This window comes from Zooshikella sp. RANM57 (genome assembly GCF_050749885.1).
Taxonomy (GTDB): Bacteria; Pseudomonadota; Gammaproteobacteria; order Pseudomonadales; family Zooshikellaceae; genus Zooshikella.
Window position 1 is genome coordinate 110,754 of sequence record NZ_JBOIUB010000003.1, and the last position, 20,810, is coordinate 131,563.

A 20,810-nucleotide genomic window follows, 5' to 3' on the forward strand; every position below is an offset into this window, starting at 1 on the left:
GACATGGATCTTAAACACGCATCGGCTCAACATGCCTGGCAGCTTATCAATGACCCAGAATTTTTCCAGCAGTGGCAAAATCTTTACACACTTAATGACTATGCAACACCTTACCAAGCACCTGAATACATTAAGCTATGGTACCAACACTATGCCCATAGCTATACGCCACTGATCGTATATCAGTATGAACATAATCAATTACAAGCCATAATATGCCTTGCTATCCGAAATCAGCATATTGTAGCGGCTGGTAGTCATCAAGCAGAATACCAAAGCTGGCTTTGCCAAGAACAAGGTGCTACAGATTTTTTTCAAAAATTATTGGATTTACTCGATCACTATTATGCTGAGCATGCTTTACACCTTAAATATTTACCTGCTGAGCTAGTGACTGATCAACTTCAACGTATCGCAGATAAAGATCGAATACAGCTTACGTCACACCAGCGACCATTAAATACATTAGACCCTGCAACCATAGCCCAATCGTTAAAAAAGAAAAGTAACAAAAGTCGTATAAATCGTCTGAAAAGACAAGGTGATTTACATTTTGCACGAGTAACAGTACCAGAAGCGCAAGTCGCTTTGCTCAAACAAATGATCCCTCTATATGACTTTCGCCAAGGAGCTATAAACCAAAGTTTTCCTTTTCTTGATGATCATACCAAGCATAACTTTCACCAAGCGCTTTGCCAACACCACAGCCACTTATTGCATTTGACTGGACTATGGATTAACAATGAGTTAGTTGCCGCTCACCTTGGCTTTATCCACAATAAAAAAGTTCATTTGGCTATTTTTTGTTATTCACCTTTTTACAGCACACACTCCCCAGGTAAAATCCACTTATTAATGCTATGTGAATTATTGGCACAGGAAGGTGTAACCTGCTTTGACTTAACACCAGGTGGAGATCCATGGAAAAACCGCTTTGCAACCACATTCGATACGATTTACGAGCTCTATCGTTATCGAAATCAGCGGGACAAACCAATTGCTGCCTGTCTGGATAAAGGCCTTGGCCACATAAAACAAGGACTTGCCCACTTCAATATTACACCTGACCAGGCAAAAGAAACGATCAATAAAATTCGCCGTGCTGCATCTCCAGACATCATTAGCAAGATCAAACAGCATTTACTGCAAGATACTGAACTGCGTATTTATCAATTAACAGAAGATACTGCGGAAGAACTGACCGAAGCGCCTTTTAAAACCAATAACCTTGATGACTTACTAAAATATGTACCTTGCTATAGCTGGCAAGACCGCCACCGCTTTACAAGAGAGGCCTTACAACGGATAGACCAAGGAGAAATTCCTTATACGTATGCTGATCAATCTACTTTACTGTCTTATGCTTGGTTAATTCCAAATGCTAAACAAGCATTTTTTAATGAAGTACAGCAGGGTATGTCTTTCCCCCCCCAATCAGCCGTTCTATATGATTCTTATACTCACCCTCCTGCTCGAGGACAAGGGCTACATCAATTAAGTATGCAACAGCGTATTCATGATGCATTCACTATTCATCAAGCTAAACAGTTATTCATTGTTGTTACTGCGACGAATAATGTCTCTCGACATGTGATTGAAAAATACGGATTTGAGTATATTGGCTCACTGTATTATCACCGTCGTTTTAGAAAAGAAGAAAAAACTAACCGTTTACCGAGCATTTACCATCCACAACCGGTGTAACACAATTATGTTTAAAGTCTTCCTGTTACGTGTCATCAGGGGATTTGGCGTTTTTAAACTATTAAAGCCTCTAAATCGTAATAAGCTATTAATACTTTGTTACCATGCCTACGAATTAAAAGATGAAAGCCAGGCATTTCCTAAGCTATTTATTAAAGCGGAAACATTCCAAAAACGGCTCGCCGCACTGAAAAAAGCGGGTTATAACGTATTACCGCTGAGTACAGGTGTTGACCTGTTAAAGCGTAATCAGTTACATGGTTACAATGCAGTCATTACCATTGATGATGGGTTTCATAGCGTGGCTGATGTGGGTATTCCCATACTCAATCAATTCAATATGCCTGCCACCATTTACCTCACAACCTATTACCAACAAAAACAAACCCCCATTTTTTCACTTGCCGTCCAATACATGTTTTGGCAAGCAGAAGATCGAACCCCTGCCTTATCCGAGCTCGAACCCTTCAGTCAGCAGCTTAGTCATGCAGCACATTTTGATAGACAACAATTGATGTGGGCATTGATTGAGCTTGGGGAAGATCATTTATCACAACAGGAACGGGAGCTGCTAGCCCAAAAAATTGCGAAAGCATTAGCCATCGACTATGAAGCGATCACCCAAGAAAAACTGTTTACTGTAATGAATGATCAACAAATTCAATCAAGTTTTTCACCCAACATTGACATTCAGCTTCATACCCATCGTCATCAGCTACCCATTGATCAACAGCTCACCACCCGGGAAATTCTGGAAAACCGTTACGCTTTGGAACAACTCTTACCAAAAGCCTATGACCATTTTTGCTATCCCAGCGGTTTTTGGCATAAACAACATTGGCCTTGGTTACGCGCGGCGAAAGTCCAATCAGCAACCACTTGTGAAGCCGGGCTGAATCGGTCTGACACTCCACTTATGGCATTAAAAAGAATCTTAGATGGCGAATACATTAGCCAGGTTGAGTTTGAAGCAGAACTCTATGGCTTTGGTGAGTTATATCGTTATTTCAAACACTTTGCCATAAAAATAAAGCACTATATTGAGCAAGTTCGTCACCGAGAAGAATCTCTGTCTGCAAGGCGTGGTAAATAATAAACGACATAACACTACTTTTTTAGCGAAGCACAAACCAGTACGTGATAGAACGTAATATTGTATTGGTTTTTCGCTATAGATAAGCACTTTTAGGACAAATTCAAATACAGTTAGGCATAGGCAATAGCCATGGAGTTTAAAGATTACTATAAAATCCTCGGTGTTAAAGACAATGCAGCGACCGATGAGATAAAAAAAGCCTATCGAAAATTAGCTCGAAAATATCATCCCGATGTGAGTAAAGAAGATAATGCTGAAAACCGCTTTAAAGAGATAGGTGAAGCTTATGAGGTGCTAAAAGACCCTGAAAAACGCGCTGAATATGATCAACTAAAACAACTCGGTGCCAGAGGACGTGATGGCTCATTTCAGCCACCACCAGGTTGGCAGTCTGCCAGTCACTTCCATGAAGCATTTGATGGTGACAGTCAGTTCAGTGATTTTTTTGAAGCTATTTTTGGTCAGCATGGCAGTGCCCGAAGACACTATTCCTCACAAGGATTTCAACAAACCATAAAAATGCGCGGAGATGATATTCATCACCGTATCGGATTATTTTTGGAGGAAGCTTATAAAGGTTGTCAACGCACCTTGCAGTTTCAAGCTCCTGAAGCTGATAATCAAGGGCTTATTACACATCGTACAAAAACGTTAAATGTTAAAATTCCTGCTGGAGTGACTCAAGGCCAACATATACGCCTAAAAGGCCAGGGAGCTTCAGGTATTGGCGGAGGTCCAAACGGTGACTTGTTCTTGGAAATAGAACTTGCTCCCCATCCATTATTTCATGCTGAGGGCAAGGATATTTTCCTGAATGTACCAGTCACTCCCTGGGAAGCAGCACTGGGCAGCGCTATTACCATTCCCACATTAGGAGGCAAAGTTTCACTTAAAATTCCTGCAGGTGCTCAATCAGGACAACGATTCAGATTAAAAGGACGCGGCTTACCTGGCACCCCTCCTGGAGACCACTATGCTATTTTACAATTAGCTCAGCCAGCACATCACAGTGACAAAGCCAAAGCCCTTTATCAACAACTTGCACAGGAAGAGTCCCACTTTAACCCTCGACAAAAACTGGGAGTTTAAATGAGTCCACATCATCCCCCTATCACCATTTCTGATGTAGAAGTTATTGACGCATCTCCGCGTTTTAACCTTATTGAAATATGTGAACGGTGTGGCGTGGATCAGGCGCTGATTATTGCCATGGTCAGCTATGGCATTGTAGAACCCCATAACGACTATCAAGTACCCGAACAATGGCGGTTTATGGCAAGTGATTTATTACGCTTACAAAAAGCGCTACGTTTAAAGCGCGATCTATCACTCAACCTATCAGGACTGGCTTTTGCTCTGGATTTATTAGATGAAGTTAACACACTTCGCCAGGATATAAATCAACTGCAGCATTATATTAAAACCATGCAGCAGGAATAGTGTTGTTATTGAGTATCAACCATTGACTCATGAGGATACGTTGTTAACACATTTAAAAATATTTGCTCCAACGAGTGAATGACCGTTTCCCAACCAAATTGCTCGGTGTGTTTACGAACCTGTTCGCGATCCAATGGATTTTGCTGCCACTGTTTAACCATTGTCACAATACTCTTTACTGACCTTTCAGGTAAAAGGTATCCTGAGACGTGTGGTTCAATTAAATCTGGAACAGCACCTACTGTGGTTGCAACAACAGGGGTTCCACAAGCCATCGCTTCCAACACTACATTTGGACAGCCTTCACGTCGAGATGCTAAAACCAATACATCAGCAGCATTATAGTATTGCACCAAGTCACCCTGCTGAATATTGCCCGTAAAGACCACTCTATCAGCAACACCTAACTGTTCAGCTAACTGCTGATATTTTACCCGCTCACTCCCTTCTCCAATGACCACTAATTGAGCCTCTGGTAGTTCTGTTAAAGCCTCAATAACTAAATGGTGTCCTTTTAATTCTATAGCGTTGCCAACCGATAACAGCGTTAAGCCATTTAACCCTAAAGCTTGACGTAAGCGCTCTCGGTCAGCAGCGGGTTTAAATAGCTCAAGATCAACACCATTTTGTAGTAAATGGACAGGTGTTGTAATACCCATCTCTTCCATACGCTGTTTCAAAGGCTTTGCAACACTCACCAGTTGACTGGCTTGATTGGCTGCTCGTACGATTTGATAGCGAGGCAATGTATAGTTTGGAATCAGGCTAATATCCTGCCCACGTGCTGAGACAACCACAGGTCGGTTTAAATAGCGGCCAAACTCAACGGCAGCAACGCCATCAGGGTAAAAATAGTGTGCATCAATTAAATCAAATGGCTGCTCTTTTAGGAGGTTTACCATAAACTTGCGCAAACTCCAGTACATCAGTTTTGGAGCGATACTCATGCCTACTTTTGGCAACACCGGGTAACGAGGATGATAAACCTTAATACCATTAACATCTTCTTCCTCTGGAACCTGGTTAAACTCACTATAACGACCAAAGCGCGGATTACTGGAAGGGAACCATGGAACAGGCGCTACAACGATTACTTTATGCCCTGTTAACTCAGCAAATTTATGCATTCGCGTAGCGACAAAAATACCATGACGGTATTGAATACAGTTAGGGTATAACGTAGAAAAGACCAAAATATTCATGGTTTAACTTACTGTTGCACCTCGGTTAGACGCTTTGGCAATCGCTCGCTGATAAACATCCTGATAGCGGTTAACGCTATTTTTCCAGTTACGCTCATGCTCGACATATTCACGTCCACTATGCAACAACTGTTGCTGAAGTTTTTTATCCCCTGCCAGTTGTTCAATCTGAACAATTAAGTCAGACACCTCTCCCTGCCTAAACAGCAAACCATTTTCACAATGTTGAATAAGCTCCTTATGGCCTCCAACATCTGATGCCACTACAAGCTTATGCTGTGCCATTGCTTCTAACGGTTTTAACGGCGTAACCAAATCTGTTAAGCGCATGGGCTTACGAGGATAGGCTAAAATATCAACAACACTATAGTAACGATGCACCTGATCATGGGGCACTCGTCCTGTCATAATAATCTGTTCTGCTGCAGAGCTTTGTTTAGCTAAACGTTGCAACCGCTCATTCTCAGGTCCACCCCCAATCAGCAGCAAACAGGCATTAGGGATTTTCTCTAACAATCCAGGCATCGCTTCAATAAGCAAGTCTAGCCCTTCATAAGCGTAAAAAGAGCCAATAAAACCAATAACAAGTCGCCCTTCTAAGCCCAACGAGGAAACTAATTCAGTATCCTTTTGCTCCTGGGGCTGGAAACGCTCTATATCAACCGCATTGGGAATCACTGTGACATCCTGAATCGCTGTATCACGGGTTAACATCTCCGACTTAAGTCCTTCACAAATCGTCGTGATGGCATGAGCACGTTTCAGAACCATTGTTTCCAGCTTACGCGTTAATCGATAGCGAAGATCACCCTGTTGTGCCGTGCCATGGTCAACAGCCGCATCCTCCCAAAATGCCCGTACCTCATAAACCAAGGGGAGTTTTAATTTTTTGGCTGCCAGATAAGCCGCCATACCATTAAGTGCTGGTGAGTGTGCATGAATCAAATCGGGTTTAATTTCTCTGGCAACTTGCTCAATACGTTTGGCCAATACAGGAATAATTGCTAACTGATTAACAACGGGTATTGCTTGCAGCCAACCCGGTAAAGGTGATGTGCGATAAAACACCAAGTCATCAACTGTCTCACATAACTGCTGGGTAGTCCCCTGCTTAGGACCCGTGAGCTGATATGTTTGCCAGCCTAATTTCTGCTGCTGCTGTAAAATAGCGCGAGTACGAAATGTGTAACCACTGTGTAATGGAATAGAATGATCCAGAATATGTAACACTTTCATACATTAAGCCACCTGAGAAACAGCACTATCGGCAGACAACACTTGACGTAGAAATGCTTCAAACATTGATAATGTCCATAACGCAGCACTGTGATCACGTAAACCACTCTGGTGCTGAGTCACCAACTGACGTAAATAGTCTGCATTAAAATAACCACTATCAAGCATTTGCTCACTTAATACCGACTGTTGAAGACGCTCTTTTAGCGGCCCCCGGAACCATTTAGCCACTGGGACAGCAAAGCCCATTTTGTCACGGTACAAAATATTATTGGAAAGATGCGGTTCCAGTGCCTTCTTCAGCACATATTTACCTTCTTGGCCATGTAACTTCTGAGAAGGAGGGACATTCATAGACCACTCAATCAACTTATGGTCAAGAAAAGGTACCCGGACCTCTAAAGAGTGAGCCATACTGGCTCGATCAACTTTGGTCAAAATATCGCCAACTAAATAGGTTTTCATATCCAAATACTGAATCAGCGACAGAGGATCATCCGTTTGGCAATTAGCTGCATGCCGTTTAAAAACTTCTATTGAATGATAACCTTGTAGATCACCTTTCAACCGATCACTAAATAAATCACTGCGCTGCTGATCATTTAAAATGGAAACCGAATGCAAATAGGCTTCAACCGATGTTCGTGCTAAAGACTGGAATGTTGTCTTTGCCCGGAAAATTCTAGGAGCCCAATCTGCTTTTGGATAGAGCTCTCCCAGTAAACCAAATACTGGTTTTCGAAAGCCTAGAGGAATTTTACTGCGAACACGCTCTTCATTCATGTGCCAGCGATAGCGTCGGTAACCCGCAAAAATCTCATCTCCACCATCGCCAGAAAGCACCACCGTAACCCGCTGCTTAGCAAGTTCACACACACGATACGTCGGCATAGCTGAACTATCAGCATAGGGTTCATCATAAAGGAGTGCTAACTTATCAAGAAGCTCGAAGTCATCTACAGCAACTGTTTTCTCCCAATGATTGGTGTGATACTGCTGAGCTACTTCTTTGGCAAACTCGGACTCATTAAAATCAGCTTCATTAAAGGCGATGGAACATGTATTGACGGGATCGTTCTGTAATCCTGCCATCATCGCTACTACTGCGCTGGAGTCGACCCCTCCCGATAAAAAAGCACCCAAAGGCACTTCTGATACCATCCTAATATCAATTGCTTTGCGGAGCTGTTCAATAAGCTGAGCTTCTGTGTTTTCTTTAATAAAATCAGGGTGCTGAGTGAAAGGTACATCCCAGTATGCTTTGATTGCAGGCTCAGCCATACCCCGTGTCAGTGTTAACGTATGGCCAGGTGATAATTTAAAAACATCTTTAAAAATCGTATTGGGTTCAGGAATATAACCAAAGGTAAAATAGTCTTCGATAGCCGGTAAATAAATATCTCGCTTTAACTGTGGATGGGCTAATAATACTTTTAATTCCGAGGCGAACATAAACTCGCCTGTAGCCAGCGTCGCAAAAAATAGGGGTTTAATGCCTAGTCGGTCACGGGCAATAAATAATTGTTGGCGATTGCGATCCCAAATAGCAAAAGCAAACATGCCCCGTAAATGCTTAACGCATTCCTCTCCCCATTCAATCCAGGCATACACTATGGTTTCTGTATCTGAGTGGGTTTTAAACTGATAACCTTTAGCAATAAGCTCCTGGCGTAAATCCTGAAAATTATAAATTTCACCATTAAACACAATGGCCACAGAACCATCATCATTAAATAAAGGCTGCTGCCCCGTAGAAATATCAATGATAGACAACCTGCGGTGTGCTAAGCCTACACCTGGCTCTATATGCACCCCACCTTCATCAGGCCCACGGTGAAACTGGGTATTATTCATCGCTGTCAATAATGCGCGATCAACCACCCCTGCCGACTCTTTAATATGAAAAATCCCTGCAATGCCACACATATAAATAGATACCTTTACTGAAGGGGGATTAATTCGGTTGCAACTGATCGTAAATTGACGTGTAACGATTAACCATAGCGTCCATACTGAATGTTTCTACAACATGTTGCCGCGCGGCAAGACCATGCTGCTTTCGACGCTCAGTATCCTTAAGATACTGATGAATTGCTTCTGCTAAAGCTGCCACATTATCTACAGGTACAATCATGCCGTTTTGTTGATGTTGAATAAGTTCACTGTTACCACCGACATCTGTCGCCACCACAGGTAAACCAGATGCCATTGCTTCCAATATTGTGTTAGAAATACCTTCCGCTAATGAGGGTAATACAAAAATAGCAAATCGACGCATAAGTTGAGGAATATCCTGCCTTACGCCTGCAAACCAAACAGATGAAGCAACACCCGCCTTTTCAGCCATCGATTGCAAATGCGCTTTTTCAGGGCCATCCCCCACCAACACTAGCTTTATCGTATCGGCAACTGTGCTATCTTTTTTCAACTCAATAAATGCTGATAATAAACTTTGTTGGTGCTTTATTTTGGCCAAACGGCCCACTGTGCCAATAATAAGCTGTCCGGGTTGAGTAAATGACTCAGGCACATCGGACGCTAATGGGGTTTGGGGTGAAAACTTATCAGTATCAACACCATTATAAATATGCGCTACTTTATTTGCTGCAACCCCTACACTGTTAATTAGATAATCGCGACTTTCAGAAGATAATGCGATGTAATGCTTCACAAAAGGATTCATTAGTCGACGTAACCATTGGTATTTTTTATTACTGCCCGCTACATCATAAACATCCCAACCATGCTCACCATGAATACGATAGCGAACACCTGCTAACCAGGCAATAAACTGTCCCTCAAGTGTTGCAATATTACGGGTGTGTACATAATCAGGTTTTAACTGTCGTAAAGCTTTCCAAAGACGGTAATAAAGTTTCCAGTCTTGACCTTCTTTTTTATGTAACGCAATAATTTCTACATCAGACCGTTTTATACGTTGAGCAAAATCAGAGTAATCCGTCATGCAAATAATGGCATGACGATAGCGTGACACAGGAATACGGTTAATCAAATTGACTAAACCATTCTCTAAACCACCTACATCCAAGCGAAAAACTAAATGGGCAATGAGTGGTATATGTTCAGCATGGGTTAACGTCATCATATAAATACTTAATAAAACAGCCTTTTATACCCAATAATTCTCGATATGTTATTAGGGCTAACACGAATGATAGCCCGTACATAGATCGCTCACTGTGGGTATTTTTCACAACAGGCTTAAGGCTTATAACTCACCAAAGACTCTGTCAATAAAGGCATTGCCTCAGTTAAAAAGCGCTGTAATTTTTCTCGCGCTTCACTTGGTTTAATATCAAAATCGGTGGCCATTGCCAAAAAGCTCCCACCATAGAATTGCCCAGTTAACTTGCCGTAAGCCTGGTATAATTTAATTAAATATATATTTGTCATCACTTTGTTATTTAACACATACCACGACCATAAAAGTCTTCGTTGACCATCATGCTCAACGACATACTCATAAAAAGAGTAAGTCTTTTCGGCAATTTCAATGCTGCGCACTTGTTGCGATAATATCTTCCAATTATCATCATCGAACAGTTGGTTTGCGTAACTGACTAACTCAATATCACGCTCTCCTCCTGTATAATGTGCAGAAAAAAGAAATAGAGATTGATCAGTTACATCATTTTGATACGTTACATGTGTTGTATGGGGTGTCGAAAAAGTTGGCTTCCAATTAATAGGCTGTTTTTTTGTTAACTGCCAGTTAGCTACTTTTTCGGGTAACGTAAAAGCAACCTGACTAACAGCTGAAGGTTGATTTAACAACGTAAGTATAGGAATACAAATAATAATCACGGTCAGCCAGACGAGCATCCGCCAGTGCTGCTTCTCGATAGGCTGCACAACATCTTGACTCACTGAAAAGCGGCTATCACCTTTCGGTAAAGTTTGATCAGCTTCTGTTGTGTTTGTTGTACTTTGCAGGGTAATAGGATTATCGGCAAACTTACCGCCAATCCAAAACAAAAGCAGCATAACAATGCCAAAAAACACCCAGCCATAAAGAATATGATCAACGCCAACGGCATACTTCATATTAGAGTAATAGGCAATCATGATGATTCCCCATGCTCTAATACCATTGGCGACAATTGGTAAAACCAAACTAATCCCAATAAATAAAATACGTTTTTTCAGGCTATTAAAGGTAATGTAAGCGTAAAATGCACCAAGTGCTGCTGAAGCAATTAAATAACGAATGCCACTGCAGGCCTCTGCAACCAAAAAGTCGCCTGAAGGAATCGAAATATAATACCCTTCCCAGTAAACCGGTATACCTACCAGTTGCAGTCCCTTCACCGAAAACCAAGCTGTGATCTCCTGCAATAGCGGTACTAAGTTTTCTCCCATCGGTACAGCAAACAGTAGATAGCCAACAGGAAATGCCACCTGTTTTAGTACCTGAAAGCCTAGAAGCCCCCAAATAATCATTGGAATCATCAGTACTACAGCAAGTTGCTGAACAACATTCACCCCCGCCGCATTAGCCACAAACCAAACGATTGCTAACCCCAATAAGATCAGAGACGCTAACCAGCTTGGTTGAGCATCCTTCAGACTAACGAATTGTCGTCGTTGCCAAAACAAATAAAGCGCCATAGGTACAATCAAAAACCCATGAGCAAATGTCACGGAATTAATCCATACATGAACCATCGCTTGATGTGTAGGAAAAAACGCCAATAGCCAGATAACCAATAAAGGAATCAACAGATAGGGTAATGACATTGTGTTATTAGCAATCCTTGACGTCATACATTACTCCTTTAGGGACTACCCGATAATAATGTTTGAAAGCGCATCAAACTGGTCTGCCAGCTAAAATTTTGCTGAGTCCATTGACGTATACCATCCGCTGGAGCCATTGCCGACATTGCTAAGCGAGCTTGTATGGCTTCATAAAATAAGTTGGAATCTAAAGGTGTTGTTGTGGCCAGTTCAGCAGGTGCATCTATACCTTCCATTGCTTGCTCAGTAGCAATCACCCATTTACCTAACGCCATAGCTTCCAGTACTTTATTTTGTATTCCCCTGGCTATGCGTAATGGAGCAACAATGACATCCGCATGTAAAATGTAGGGCCGTATATCCTCTACTCGCCCCGTCACCGTGATCCCTTCCTGTTTAGCAAGCTCTTGTACTTCCTGTGTAGGGTTTCCCCCAACAATATAAAACTGCACATCTGGCTGAGCAGCACGACAATGAGGGAATACTTCTTCAGAAAACCAGCGTACAGCATCAACATTTGCCCAATAGTCCATCGCACCGGTAAATGCGATTACGGGACCATTATGTCCATACGGTGATGGCATCGTTAACGACGGATTAAAGAAGTCAAAATCAACACCATTTGGAATACCAACCACATTCGCAGCATTGGGTGCCAATGTTTTAAATAAACTGGCTTCCTTATCAGAAACAAACACTGAAGCATTGACTTGGTTTGCCACTGAACATTCATACTTTTCCAGATAACAGGCTTCCCGACGGTACACCCATCCCATAATACCTGACTTAGACTGACTATATTGTCGCCACTTGTCAGAGTCGACATCAACAAAATCAATAACGGTTGGTAACGTCTGAAAATGTCCCTCAAGATATTGCGCCATAGAAGAAGAAAAAATAACGCAACCTGCAAATTCATGAGCTTGTGTTACACGCCTCACCCATTGATGCATGCTTGTATTAGTATAATAAGGTAATGTCAAAGGTTGCCCCTTCGCGATACCCACTAATGATTTCAACTTAGCTAACGATGGATTCAGTATTTCTACATTTAACTCAGTACACCACTGCTTAACCGTATCGATATACTGTTTGTCATTTGGGTCATCAATAAATGTTCCCAAGTAAACATTATAGTGTTCAGATAAAAAACGTAGTAAGTGATAAGAACGAATCTTATCACCTTTGTTCGGTGGGAAAGGTATACGATGAACCAAATACAACAGGTTTTTCATACATCATCCTAGATATTTAGAAACCATAGGCCCAATCAGTTGACTTAACTTCAAAGGTAACTTAGACCAAATCTGAATAAACAGTTTATATTTTGGATTATTGGGACTTATATTTGGTAAATGGTCAGCTTTAACTAAGAAATAATCGTAATAAAGTGGTTCTGGTGAAAACCCCCAATTCTTTTTAAAACTAAACGCGCCCGTGTTTTGTTTGCTTCGGCCAAAGTCAAAAAATGCTGCGCCTTTCTTTAATGCATGACGCATTAATTCCCAGTACATAAAATCATTACCAGCACATTGCCTGGCATTTTCTGTCCCACCTCCATAATAAGGTAGAACCTGATCTTTAAAATAAAAACTCAAAACACTGGCAACAACTTCGTCATTATTTTTAACGGTTAAAATATCCGCATGTTCTGGGAAAGCTTGTAATAAAATATCAAAATAATGCTGATTAAATACGGGGGTTCCTAAATTCCTCACACTGCTGGAATAAGCATAGAAAAAATTACTTGTGTCATTTTCGATAACTGTTGATAACCCCGCTTTAATGCCCTTCCTCACCATAGCTCGTTGCTTTCGAGGAATGGCTTTCATATTTTCGTCATCTGTGGCACATAATGGCTTACGAAAAGTGACATATAACTCTTTACGCTGCCATTTTTCTGGCAGCGTTTCTTGATTTAGATTTCTCAGCTCTAGATAATCAACTTGTAACTCTTGAGCCAATGAGCAGGCTGCATTGAGTAATGCCTGTCTACTGTCGTCATCATCCGCGACCACACCACCATACACACTAAAAGGCACTGAAATAAGTGCATTGCCAAACAACCAACTCTTTACCTGACCCAAAGGTAAAACACCTGTTAGCTTATCGTCTCGTTCTGCATACAAATAATGCGAATCATGTCCAAAAGCTTGCTTTAATACATCTCGCCATTCAGCACGATGAAAAAATGTTGAATTTTCTGCATGATCAACATAATGGTTCCATGCATTAACGGATGCATCGGTAAGCGGTTTAACAACAACCTGACTCACAGTCTTTCCCTATTGGTTTAAGTTTGCTGAGTGATGAAGAAATACGGATTCCATCGTATGCCATTTAAAGTCCTGAATCAGTGAACGTAATCTTTTTTCCATAGTTTCAAGATTTAAATAATGACGAAATCGACTTTTAAAACTAATACCTTCTTGCCTTGGCTGATCAGGGTCTATTTCCCAAGGGTGAAAATAAAAAATGGCAGGTGCTTTATCTTGTTGGTTTACACGGTTAATCCCCCACTTCGATATCCAGTAGGGAAAAAAACGAAAATAACCACCACCACCAAATGGAATATTTTTATTTCTAATTCTTACTGTCGTAATGGGAATTTCTAATAACCCATTTTCACAGTGATAGGGAAAACGCGGAGCATCAGGGACACCATACAGATCATGTTTAACAGGATAAACACTCGAGCTATAACTATGTCCCGCAGCCAGCAACTCATCATGTGCCCAGGGATTACTACGGTCAATTGAGTAGCTTGGTGCTCGATAGCCTTTAATTTCTACCCCTGAAATATCTTCTAACAGATGTTTAGCTCTACAAATGTCTGCTTTAAACGTCTCTGGTGTCTGAGTCGTGGCCCGTTGATGCCCATACCCATGACTTGCCAATTCATGTCCCTGTGCAACGATATCCTTCACCAAACCAGGATAACGCTCAGCCACCCAGCCCAACGTAAAAAATGTTGCTTTAATATTATATTCGGCAAACAACGCTAAAATACGTTGTGTATTATGTTCAACCCTGACAGGTAACGAATCCCAATCTTCCGGCTTAATATTATTCTCAAAGGCTGCAACCTGAAAATAATCCTCAACATCAACCGACATCGCGTTTGTAATAAGCATACTCGGCTTTGCGTCATCAACATCTGTTGGTTGGCTCATAATTCGTTACTACCTGTCAGTGAGTTTAATGATCAGATCAACCAATCAATTAAGTCTGCTGCAATACGCTCAGCAGCTTTACCATCCCAATATTCAGGAATTCTTCCTTGTTTACCACCTGAATCAAGTATTTCACTCACCAACTGCTTCAATTTTTCAGTATCCCTACCCACAATGGTATTAGTCCCTTCTGTGATAGTAATTGGACGCTCAGTATTTTCTCTTAATGTTATACACGGTACACCTAACGCCGTGGTTTCTTCCTGTACTCCACCTGAGTCAGTCATCACTAGTTTTGCATGAGCCATCATGCCTAACATTTGCAAATAGCCCAAAGGCTCTAAACAAATAATACCAGGGTGTTGTAACTTTTCTGCAAAGCCAAATGCCTCAATTTTTCCTTTGGTCCTTGGATGCACAGGAAATACTACGGGAATTTGTTGTGCAATTACACCAACGGCATCTAACAGTTTACCCAGTATTTCTGAATGATCTACATTTGAAGGCCTATGTAAGGTCAATAAACAAAACTGATCCGCTTGTTCGATGACAGACCATTTATTATTAGGAACTGTCTGCTGAGGCTTCACCGCATGGGGAAGATTATGGTGTAAGGTATCTATCATCACATTACCCACAAACACTACCCGATCAGATGAAATACCTTCTGCCTGTAAGTTTTGTTCTGCACTACGTTCTGTAATATAAAGCCGGTCAGATAACTGATCAGTTAACACTCGATTAATTTCTTCTGGCATTTGTCGGTCACGGCTGCGTAATCCCGCTTCAACATGAATGACGGGAATATGCTTTTTGGCTGCTACCAGCGCGGTAGCCAATGTTGAAGTAACGTCTCCAACCACCAGCACTGCAACAGGATGATATTCATCAACTTCACGCTCAAAGCGTTTCATGATTTCTGCTGTTTGCTCTGTTTGGCTGCCAGCCCCCACTTCCAAATCTTTATCAGGCTCTGGAATACCGAGCTGTTCAAAAAACTGCGTTTTCATCGCCTCATCATAGTGCTGGCCTGTATGAATCAGCACAACATTGAGTGAGTGGCTATGTTCCCGCATTGCACGAATAACAGGTGCAATTTTCATAAAGTTGGGTCTTGCCCCGACCACACAGATAAGGGTTTTGACTGGCTGCTGAGTTACCATAAGTTTATTTTTCGAGATTATTAACTAATTGTTTTAACGTATTTAACCGGCTGGCTATCGCAATTTCCAATGACTCAATGGTATAACGAATATTTTGAATATTATTATCAGAAATTGTTGGCATCCGCATAGGACGTCCTGCCTGTAACTCTGAAGGTGCAGACTGTAATATTTGCCCTGTTGCTTGCAATAAACCATGCGCTTCCTGTTGTATTTGCTTCACCGTCTCCTGGTCTGGTTCATCAGGAGTAATATCCTGCTGCATTTCCGCTGCAACCGATTTAACAATATCAGGAGATAACTCATGTAACTCTTCAAGATATCCAAACAACAAAAGCCGATCACAAAACACATTGATTCTTCGCGGAACACCATTTGTTGCTTGAAAAATTTCATGGAAGCTTTCTTCAGGAAGAACAGGATCATTATCCCAACCCACATATTTCAATCGATGAAGAATATAAGCTTCTGTTTCTTTTTCATCTAAGCCACTTAAATGACAGGAAGCAATAACGCGTTGCCGTAATTGCTCCATACCTGGTGACTGAATAGTTTTACGAAACTCCTGCTGCCCTAACAAAAAGCTTTGTAAGAGTGGCTGATTGTTAACTTGAAAGTTGGAGAGCATTCGTAGTTCTTCAACTGAAGATTTGGGTAAATTCTGTGCTTCATCAACAACAAGCAAAACGCGTTTGCCTAAGCGTCCACACTCCCGTAAAAAGTCTTCAAACTGTCGTAATAATGCAGCCTTACTCATACCCTCATAAGGTAAATTAAAGGCTGATGAGATCATCTTTAATAAGTCATCTGCTTCAAGTGTTGTTGTGACAATATTGGCAGCAATTATTCGGCTTTGATCTAATTCCGAAAATAAATTGCGAATTAGTGTGGTTTTACCCGTACCAATATCCCCAGTAATAATAATGAAGCCTTCTCCTTGACCTAATCCATAACGCAAATAAGACATCGCCCGGCTGTGTCCTCGGCTACTAAAAAAGAACCGAGGATCTGGGCTTAATTGGAAAGGCTTCCCTGATAGGTTATAAAATGATTCGTACATCGTGCTGCCAATTTAGAATGTTTTCCTAACACTCACGCTTATACGATTTTCTGTATACTCATTTTCATCAACATTACTTGACCGACGAGTTGAAGAAAATCGAATTGAACCATCAAGATCACGGCTTAATCGCCTATGTAATCCTATGGATGCGCCAATGGTATCATTATCTGAGTCATCTGTGTCAAAATGAGACTCAGACCAGTCAACACCAAAATTGGCTGTTGTCCGCCTATTTAATGTCCACTGCCAATCAAAGTTCACACCTTTAGTGTCTTCATCAATATCACGGCTCTGATATTGACGTCGCTGTTGATAACCACCAAGTGTGAACTGACTTTTACCTCGTGTATAAATCCAGTCCAGTCGCCCAACCTTATTAATAAAGTAATCATCTGTCAGTGAAGATACTGGATTTTGTGCAAGATCTCTCACTTCTTCATCAGGTCCCGGCTGCTCACCTGGATTACGCTCACGACATTCACTGGCATCGCGCGTTCCCTGTTTACAGATGAAAACCCCTTCATCTAGTAAAACCTGGTCTCGTGTACTTTGTTGAGACTCATTGTAGCTGAGCACAAAAAGGGAGCGCTTGCGCCGATGACTCGCTCTAAATCCATAGGTATTTCCATAATAACGCTCTCCAAATGAAGCAGATATGGACGTTAATGAACTTGGTTGCCAGTCACCACCTAATATCCAAAATGTTCCATCTGTATCATGACGAACACTCTCAATATCATTATCTTGGCTTTCATAGCCCAGGGTTAAATAACTACTAATCTTTCGTGTCCACCGATACCCTAGTGTGCCTGAGTAACTCATTAGCTCTGTATCATTCTCAGTTTTGTAGTCAGTGCTTGAATAATCGTAATTTAAAGACCAAAAGACTTTTTTCTGTGAAGGCTGACTAGCAATAACTGCGGAAACACCACTCTGAGTACTGTCACTAGAGTTACTTGTATCCCCTGACTCATCATATTCAACAGAGTTAAACGTATAGCGAAGCTGAGCTTGTGCCACATCACCGATTCGTTGAACCCAATAAGGGCTCAACTCGTATGTATAAACATCATCAATATTACTGGAGCCGCTGATATTGTCACTTGAGCCACCACGACTTTCATTTTTAAGCTGTTGAGAAATAGAACTACGCGCATCAAAAAATAAGTGATTTTCTAACAGCTCAGACTGCAAAAAACCAGACATTTGATGTCGTGTGTCATCTGAGTTTGTATTTTCTAAATAATGCAAACTTTGCAATGCATAATCAAAATTAAGCTTTAATCGACTGCCATCACCAACAACCCGTACAGATGGCCTTATTTCCAGGACTTGATCACTCTCCTCGTTATCATTTGATAAATCAATATTGTCTGAATAAGTATCCTGAACAGTAACAGTAGGCTGAATAGTCCACTGTGCCCCAAATACAGACATTGAAGTAGAGAGCGTAACAACCAGAGAAACTGTAAAAACACATCTATAACGGACTAGGTTATGGGACTTATGTTCCATAGTACCCATAATAATTCCCATCTTGTTTCTGCCTACTTTTATTAAGAACTAGCCCTATATTCATTGATGGATCTAAAAGTGAAAGTGCATCCTTCACAGTCTGCTGTTTAGTTACTCCTTCTTTAACTACCATCACAATTTGACCAGCCAAAGTAGCTAAGATAGGAGCTTCTGTTGTATGAAGCAAAGGAGGCGCATCGAGAATAATCACTCGATCAGAATAGCGGCTGGCCATTTCAGACATCAAATTTGACATACTGTCACTAGCCAGTAATTCATTTGTTAGATGGTGAGCAGTCCCTGCAGGAATGATATTCAAGTTTTCAATATTTGTTTTATAAAGAATATCTGCAACATCATTAACTTCATTATTCAGATAATCCAACAGTCCAACATCTGTTGTCACACTCAATGCTTGATTTAATGATGGATTTATCACATCGGCATCAACCAGCACGACATTTCGGTCCCGCTCCAATGCAATACTTAATGCCAGATTAATTGCATTAAACGTTTTGCCTTCAGCCGGAGTACTACTGGTAACCATAATTAGATTACCATTTTTAATTTGTTCATCTTCCCGACCAAATGCTTTATTAAGCAATGGACGCTTAATTTGCCGAAATTGCTCTTTAATTAATGAACGATCTTCATTAGGTAAGATATAACCTTGCAATGCCAAGTGATCAAAAGAAATTTCAATTTCTTTATATGTCGTTTTTTTAACCGAAGGATCACCTTCAGGTGAATTATCAAAAGGGTCACGCTGCTGATCGTCAGCGTCACCCTCTTGCTTCTTTAACGTTTCACTATACTCTTCTTGAAACTTTTGCTGATGTTTTTCTAACGCTTTCTGTATGGTGTCCATACCATCCGCCCTTAACTAGACAAGATGTTCATTTGTATAACCAGTACAAGCACAAAGCTTACAACAAGTGCTGCCCACAACCCCATATAAACCATGGTGTGATTGCGATAAACACGTTGCTCACCTTCACTTACCAAGTAGGTCACACTACCCAGTACTGGTAACCCAGTTACATCAGCCAATATTTTTTTATTGGTGAATGTTGGCCCAAGCATGGCAATAAAAATAGTAAATCCTGCACTCAGTCCCAATGCCAGAACAAATATCGCTGAAGATAACAGAGGTCTGTTAGGCCCTGATGGTTCAGCAGGAACATGAGGAGGATCTATTTCTTTAAACTGGACATCATCTGTAGACTGAGATGCTCTGCGTGATATCTGAGCAGATTCACGACGCGATAACAAATCTTCATACTTACGTTTTGTTACTTGATAGTCTCTGTTAAGCGCAATTAACTCAGCTTCAATTTCAGGTATGGTATTTACCAGCTTGTTCAACTCATCAACCTTTTCTTTATAAGAGTCAACGCGAACTTGCTTAGCAGATACATCGGCTTCTAATTCAGACACCTGAATTTTTAACTGTTGGTAAACACGATTACCCTCTAAGGGGCTACTATCAGAACCTGCACTCTTTTGCTTAAGCGCTGCAATCTCACTTGCTCGTTTACTTTTCAGCATGGCTAATTGTTCACGAGCTGCAACGACATCTGGATGCTGAGCTGTATATTTTAACAACAGGTTATCAAGCTGTGCTTCCAAGTTATCAATACGCGCATCGTAACTTGACGCAAACCCAAGCGCACGACTGTTACTACCCATGCCAAACCCAGGCTCTTCACCTTTTAACTGCTTTTGTAAAGAATCCAGCTTATTTTTCAATTCTTCCAGTTCAAGCTTAGCGGACTCATATTGCGATTTCGCCGTTTCCAAACGCTGAAAGTAGTCACCTTCAGATGAAGGCATCATCCCAGCATACTTTCGCTTAAACTCTTTTAGACGATTTTCCCCCTGAACCAAGCGTTGCTCATATTCACGGATCTGCTGATCAATGAACTTTTGCGCTTTTATAGACTCTTCGCGCGTCTCACCTAATGAGCCTTCTTTGAGCACATCAAGCACAGCCTGAACAACTCGCTTAGCAGATGCATGGTCTGAACTCTGATACTCTATGGAGTAAACATTCTCTCGTTGCGATCCTTTAATTTCAATTTCTTTACGCAAGCGATCGACTAATGAGTCCAGTGCTTCGGGGTTTGTCTCATCCAGATCAAAGTCCAGGTCAGCCATCTCAGCAATTTTTTTGATGTTTGGACGACTTAACAACGTCCTAACCATCAAGTTGACCTGGTTATCCATATTCGTTTGAACAGTCAAACCTCGTAGTAAAGGTTTTAACAAGGTTTGTGTATCCACATAAAACCTTGCTGTTGCCCGATACTGATCTGGCAACATAAACACAGCTGCCCAGCCTATAACGCAAATTACGGCAGCTATAAGCAAAACAATCCATCGTCGTAACCATACTTCCCTGAGATAAAAGATAACCAAACCAATAATGTCTTGCATAGCTGACTTCCTGTCTTACGCTTT

The 20,810-nt window shown here is 41.3% G+C and carries 17 protein-coding genes; 4 read left to right on the top strand and 13 right to left on the bottom strand.

Going from position 1 to position 20,810, the window contains the following annotated elements:
- Window positions 1-3 precede the first annotated feature (3 nt).
- From ACQ96U_RS07885 to ACQ96U_RS07900, 4 genes are all read left to right on the top strand, one after another.
- Window positions 4-1,704 carry a GNAT family N-acetyltransferase gene (locus tag ACQ96U_RS07885; protein ID WP_431720698.1) on the top strand — a complete coding sequence of 567 codons (1,701 nt, stop codon included), beginning with the start codon at window positions 4-6 and terminating at the stop codon, window positions 1,702-1,704.
- 7 nt (window positions 1,705-1,711) lie between these two features.
- Entirely contained in the window at window positions 1,712-2,797 is a 1,086-nt protein-coding gene (locus tag ACQ96U_RS07890) for a hypothetical protein (protein ID WP_431720699.1), read from the top strand.
- Between the two features lie 132 nt (window positions 2,798-2,929).
- The gene (locus ACQ96U_RS07895; RefSeq protein WP_431720700.1) at window positions 2,930-3,889 is read left to right on the top strand and encodes a DnaJ C-terminal domain-containing protein; all 960 of its coding nucleotides are present in this window, start codon (window positions 2,930-2,932) and stop codon (window positions 3,887-3,889) included.
- Window positions 3,890-4,240, top strand: a complete 351-nt coding sequence (locus tag ACQ96U_RS07900) for a chaperone modulator CbpM (RefSeq protein ID WP_431720701.1) — start codon at window positions 3,890-3,892, stop codon at window positions 4,238-4,240.
- 5 nt (window positions 4,241-4,245) lie between these two features.
- Here the strand turns inward: ACQ96U_RS07900 and ACQ96U_RS07905 are convergent, their stop codons facing one another.
- The 13 genes from ACQ96U_RS07905 to ACQ96U_RS07965 all read right to left on the bottom strand — a co-directional run bounded on the left by ACQ96U_RS07905 (window position 4,246) and on the right by ACQ96U_RS07965 (window position 20,786).
- Entirely contained in the window at window positions 4,246-5,442 is a 1,197-nt protein-coding gene (locus tag ACQ96U_RS07905) for a glycosyltransferase family 4 protein (RefSeq protein ID WP_431720702.1), read from the bottom strand.
- A gap of 3 nt (window positions 5,443-5,445) precedes the next feature.
- Window positions 5,446-6,678, bottom strand: coding sequence for a TIGR04063 family PEP-CTERM/XrtA system glycosyltransferase (locus ACQ96U_RS07910; protein WP_431720703.1), 1,233 nt, complete (start codon window positions 6,676-6,678; stop codon window positions 5,446-5,448).
- A 3-nt stretch (window positions 6,679-6,681) separates the two neighbouring features.
- Window positions 6,682-8,604, bottom strand: a complete 1,923-nt coding sequence (locus ACQ96U_RS07915) for an XrtA/PEP-CTERM system amidotransferase (protein WP_431720704.1) — start codon at window positions 8,602-8,604, stop codon at window positions 6,682-6,684.
- Window positions 8,605-8,632: 28 nt separating this feature from the next.
- Window positions 8,633-9,784 carry a TIGR03088 family PEP-CTERM/XrtA system glycosyltransferase gene (locus tag ACQ96U_RS07920; RefSeq protein WP_431720705.1) on the bottom strand — a complete coding sequence of 384 codons (1,152 nt, stop codon included), beginning with the start codon at window positions 9,782-9,784 and terminating at the stop codon, window positions 8,633-8,635.
- 116 nt (window positions 9,785-9,900) lie between these two features.
- Window positions 9,901-11,463: an exosortase A gene (gene xrtA, locus ACQ96U_RS07925; protein WP_431720706.1), complete on the bottom strand. Its 1,563-nt coding sequence runs from the start codon at window positions 11,461-11,463 to the stop codon at window positions 9,901-9,903.
- An 11-nt stretch (window positions 11,464-11,474) separates the two neighbouring features.
- Window positions 11,475-12,671: a TIGR03087 family PEP-CTERM/XrtA system glycosyltransferase gene (locus ACQ96U_RS07930; protein ID WP_431720707.1), complete on the bottom strand. Its 1,197-nt coding sequence runs from the start codon at window positions 12,669-12,671 to the stop codon at window positions 11,475-11,477.
- 3 nt (window positions 12,672-12,674) lie between these two features.
- On the bottom strand, window positions 12,675-13,712 hold the full coding sequence (locus ACQ96U_RS07935) for a FemAB family XrtA/PEP-CTERM system-associated protein (RefSeq protein WP_431720708.1): 1,038 nt from the start codon (window positions 13,710-13,712) through the stop codon (window positions 12,675-12,677).
- Between the two features lie 9 nt (window positions 13,713-13,721).
- Complete coding sequence (locus ACQ96U_RS07940) at window positions 13,722-14,609, bottom strand: XrtA system polysaccharide deacetylase (protein ID WP_431720709.1); 888 nt, start codon at window positions 14,607-14,609, stop codon at window positions 13,722-13,724.
- 32 nt (window positions 14,610-14,641) lie between these two features.
- Complete coding sequence (gene wecB / locus ACQ96U_RS07945; RefSeq protein ID WP_431720710.1) at window positions 14,642-15,772, bottom strand: non-hydrolyzing UDP-N-acetylglucosamine 2-epimerase; 1,131 nt, start codon at window positions 15,770-15,772, stop codon at window positions 14,642-14,644.
- Between the two features lie 4 nt (window positions 15,773-15,776).
- On the bottom strand, window positions 15,777-16,832 hold the full coding sequence (locus ACQ96U_RS07950) for an XrtA/PEP-CTERM system-associated ATPase (RefSeq protein WP_215818070.1): 1,056 nt from the start codon (window positions 16,830-16,832) through the stop codon (window positions 15,777-15,779).
- A gap of 12 nt (window positions 16,833-16,844) precedes the next feature.
- Entirely contained in the window at window positions 16,845-18,359 is a 1,515-nt protein-coding gene (locus ACQ96U_RS07955; RefSeq protein ID WP_431720711.1) for a TIGR03016 family PEP-CTERM system-associated outer membrane protein, read from the bottom strand.
- Window positions 18,340-19,218, bottom strand: coding sequence for an XrtA-associated tyrosine autokinase (locus ACQ96U_RS07960; protein WP_431720712.1), 879 nt, complete (start codon window positions 19,216-19,218; stop codon window positions 18,340-18,342). Before ACQ96U_RS07960 ends, ACQ96U_RS07955 begins: the two co-directional genes overlap by 20 nt.
- A gap of 11 nt (window positions 19,219-19,229) precedes the next feature.
- A complete protein-coding gene (locus ACQ96U_RS07965; RefSeq protein WP_431720713.1) occupies window positions 19,230-20,786 on the bottom strand; it encodes an XrtA system polysaccharide chain length determinant in 1,557 nt (518 codons plus the stop codon).
- Window positions 20,787-20,810: the final 24 nt, after the last annotated feature.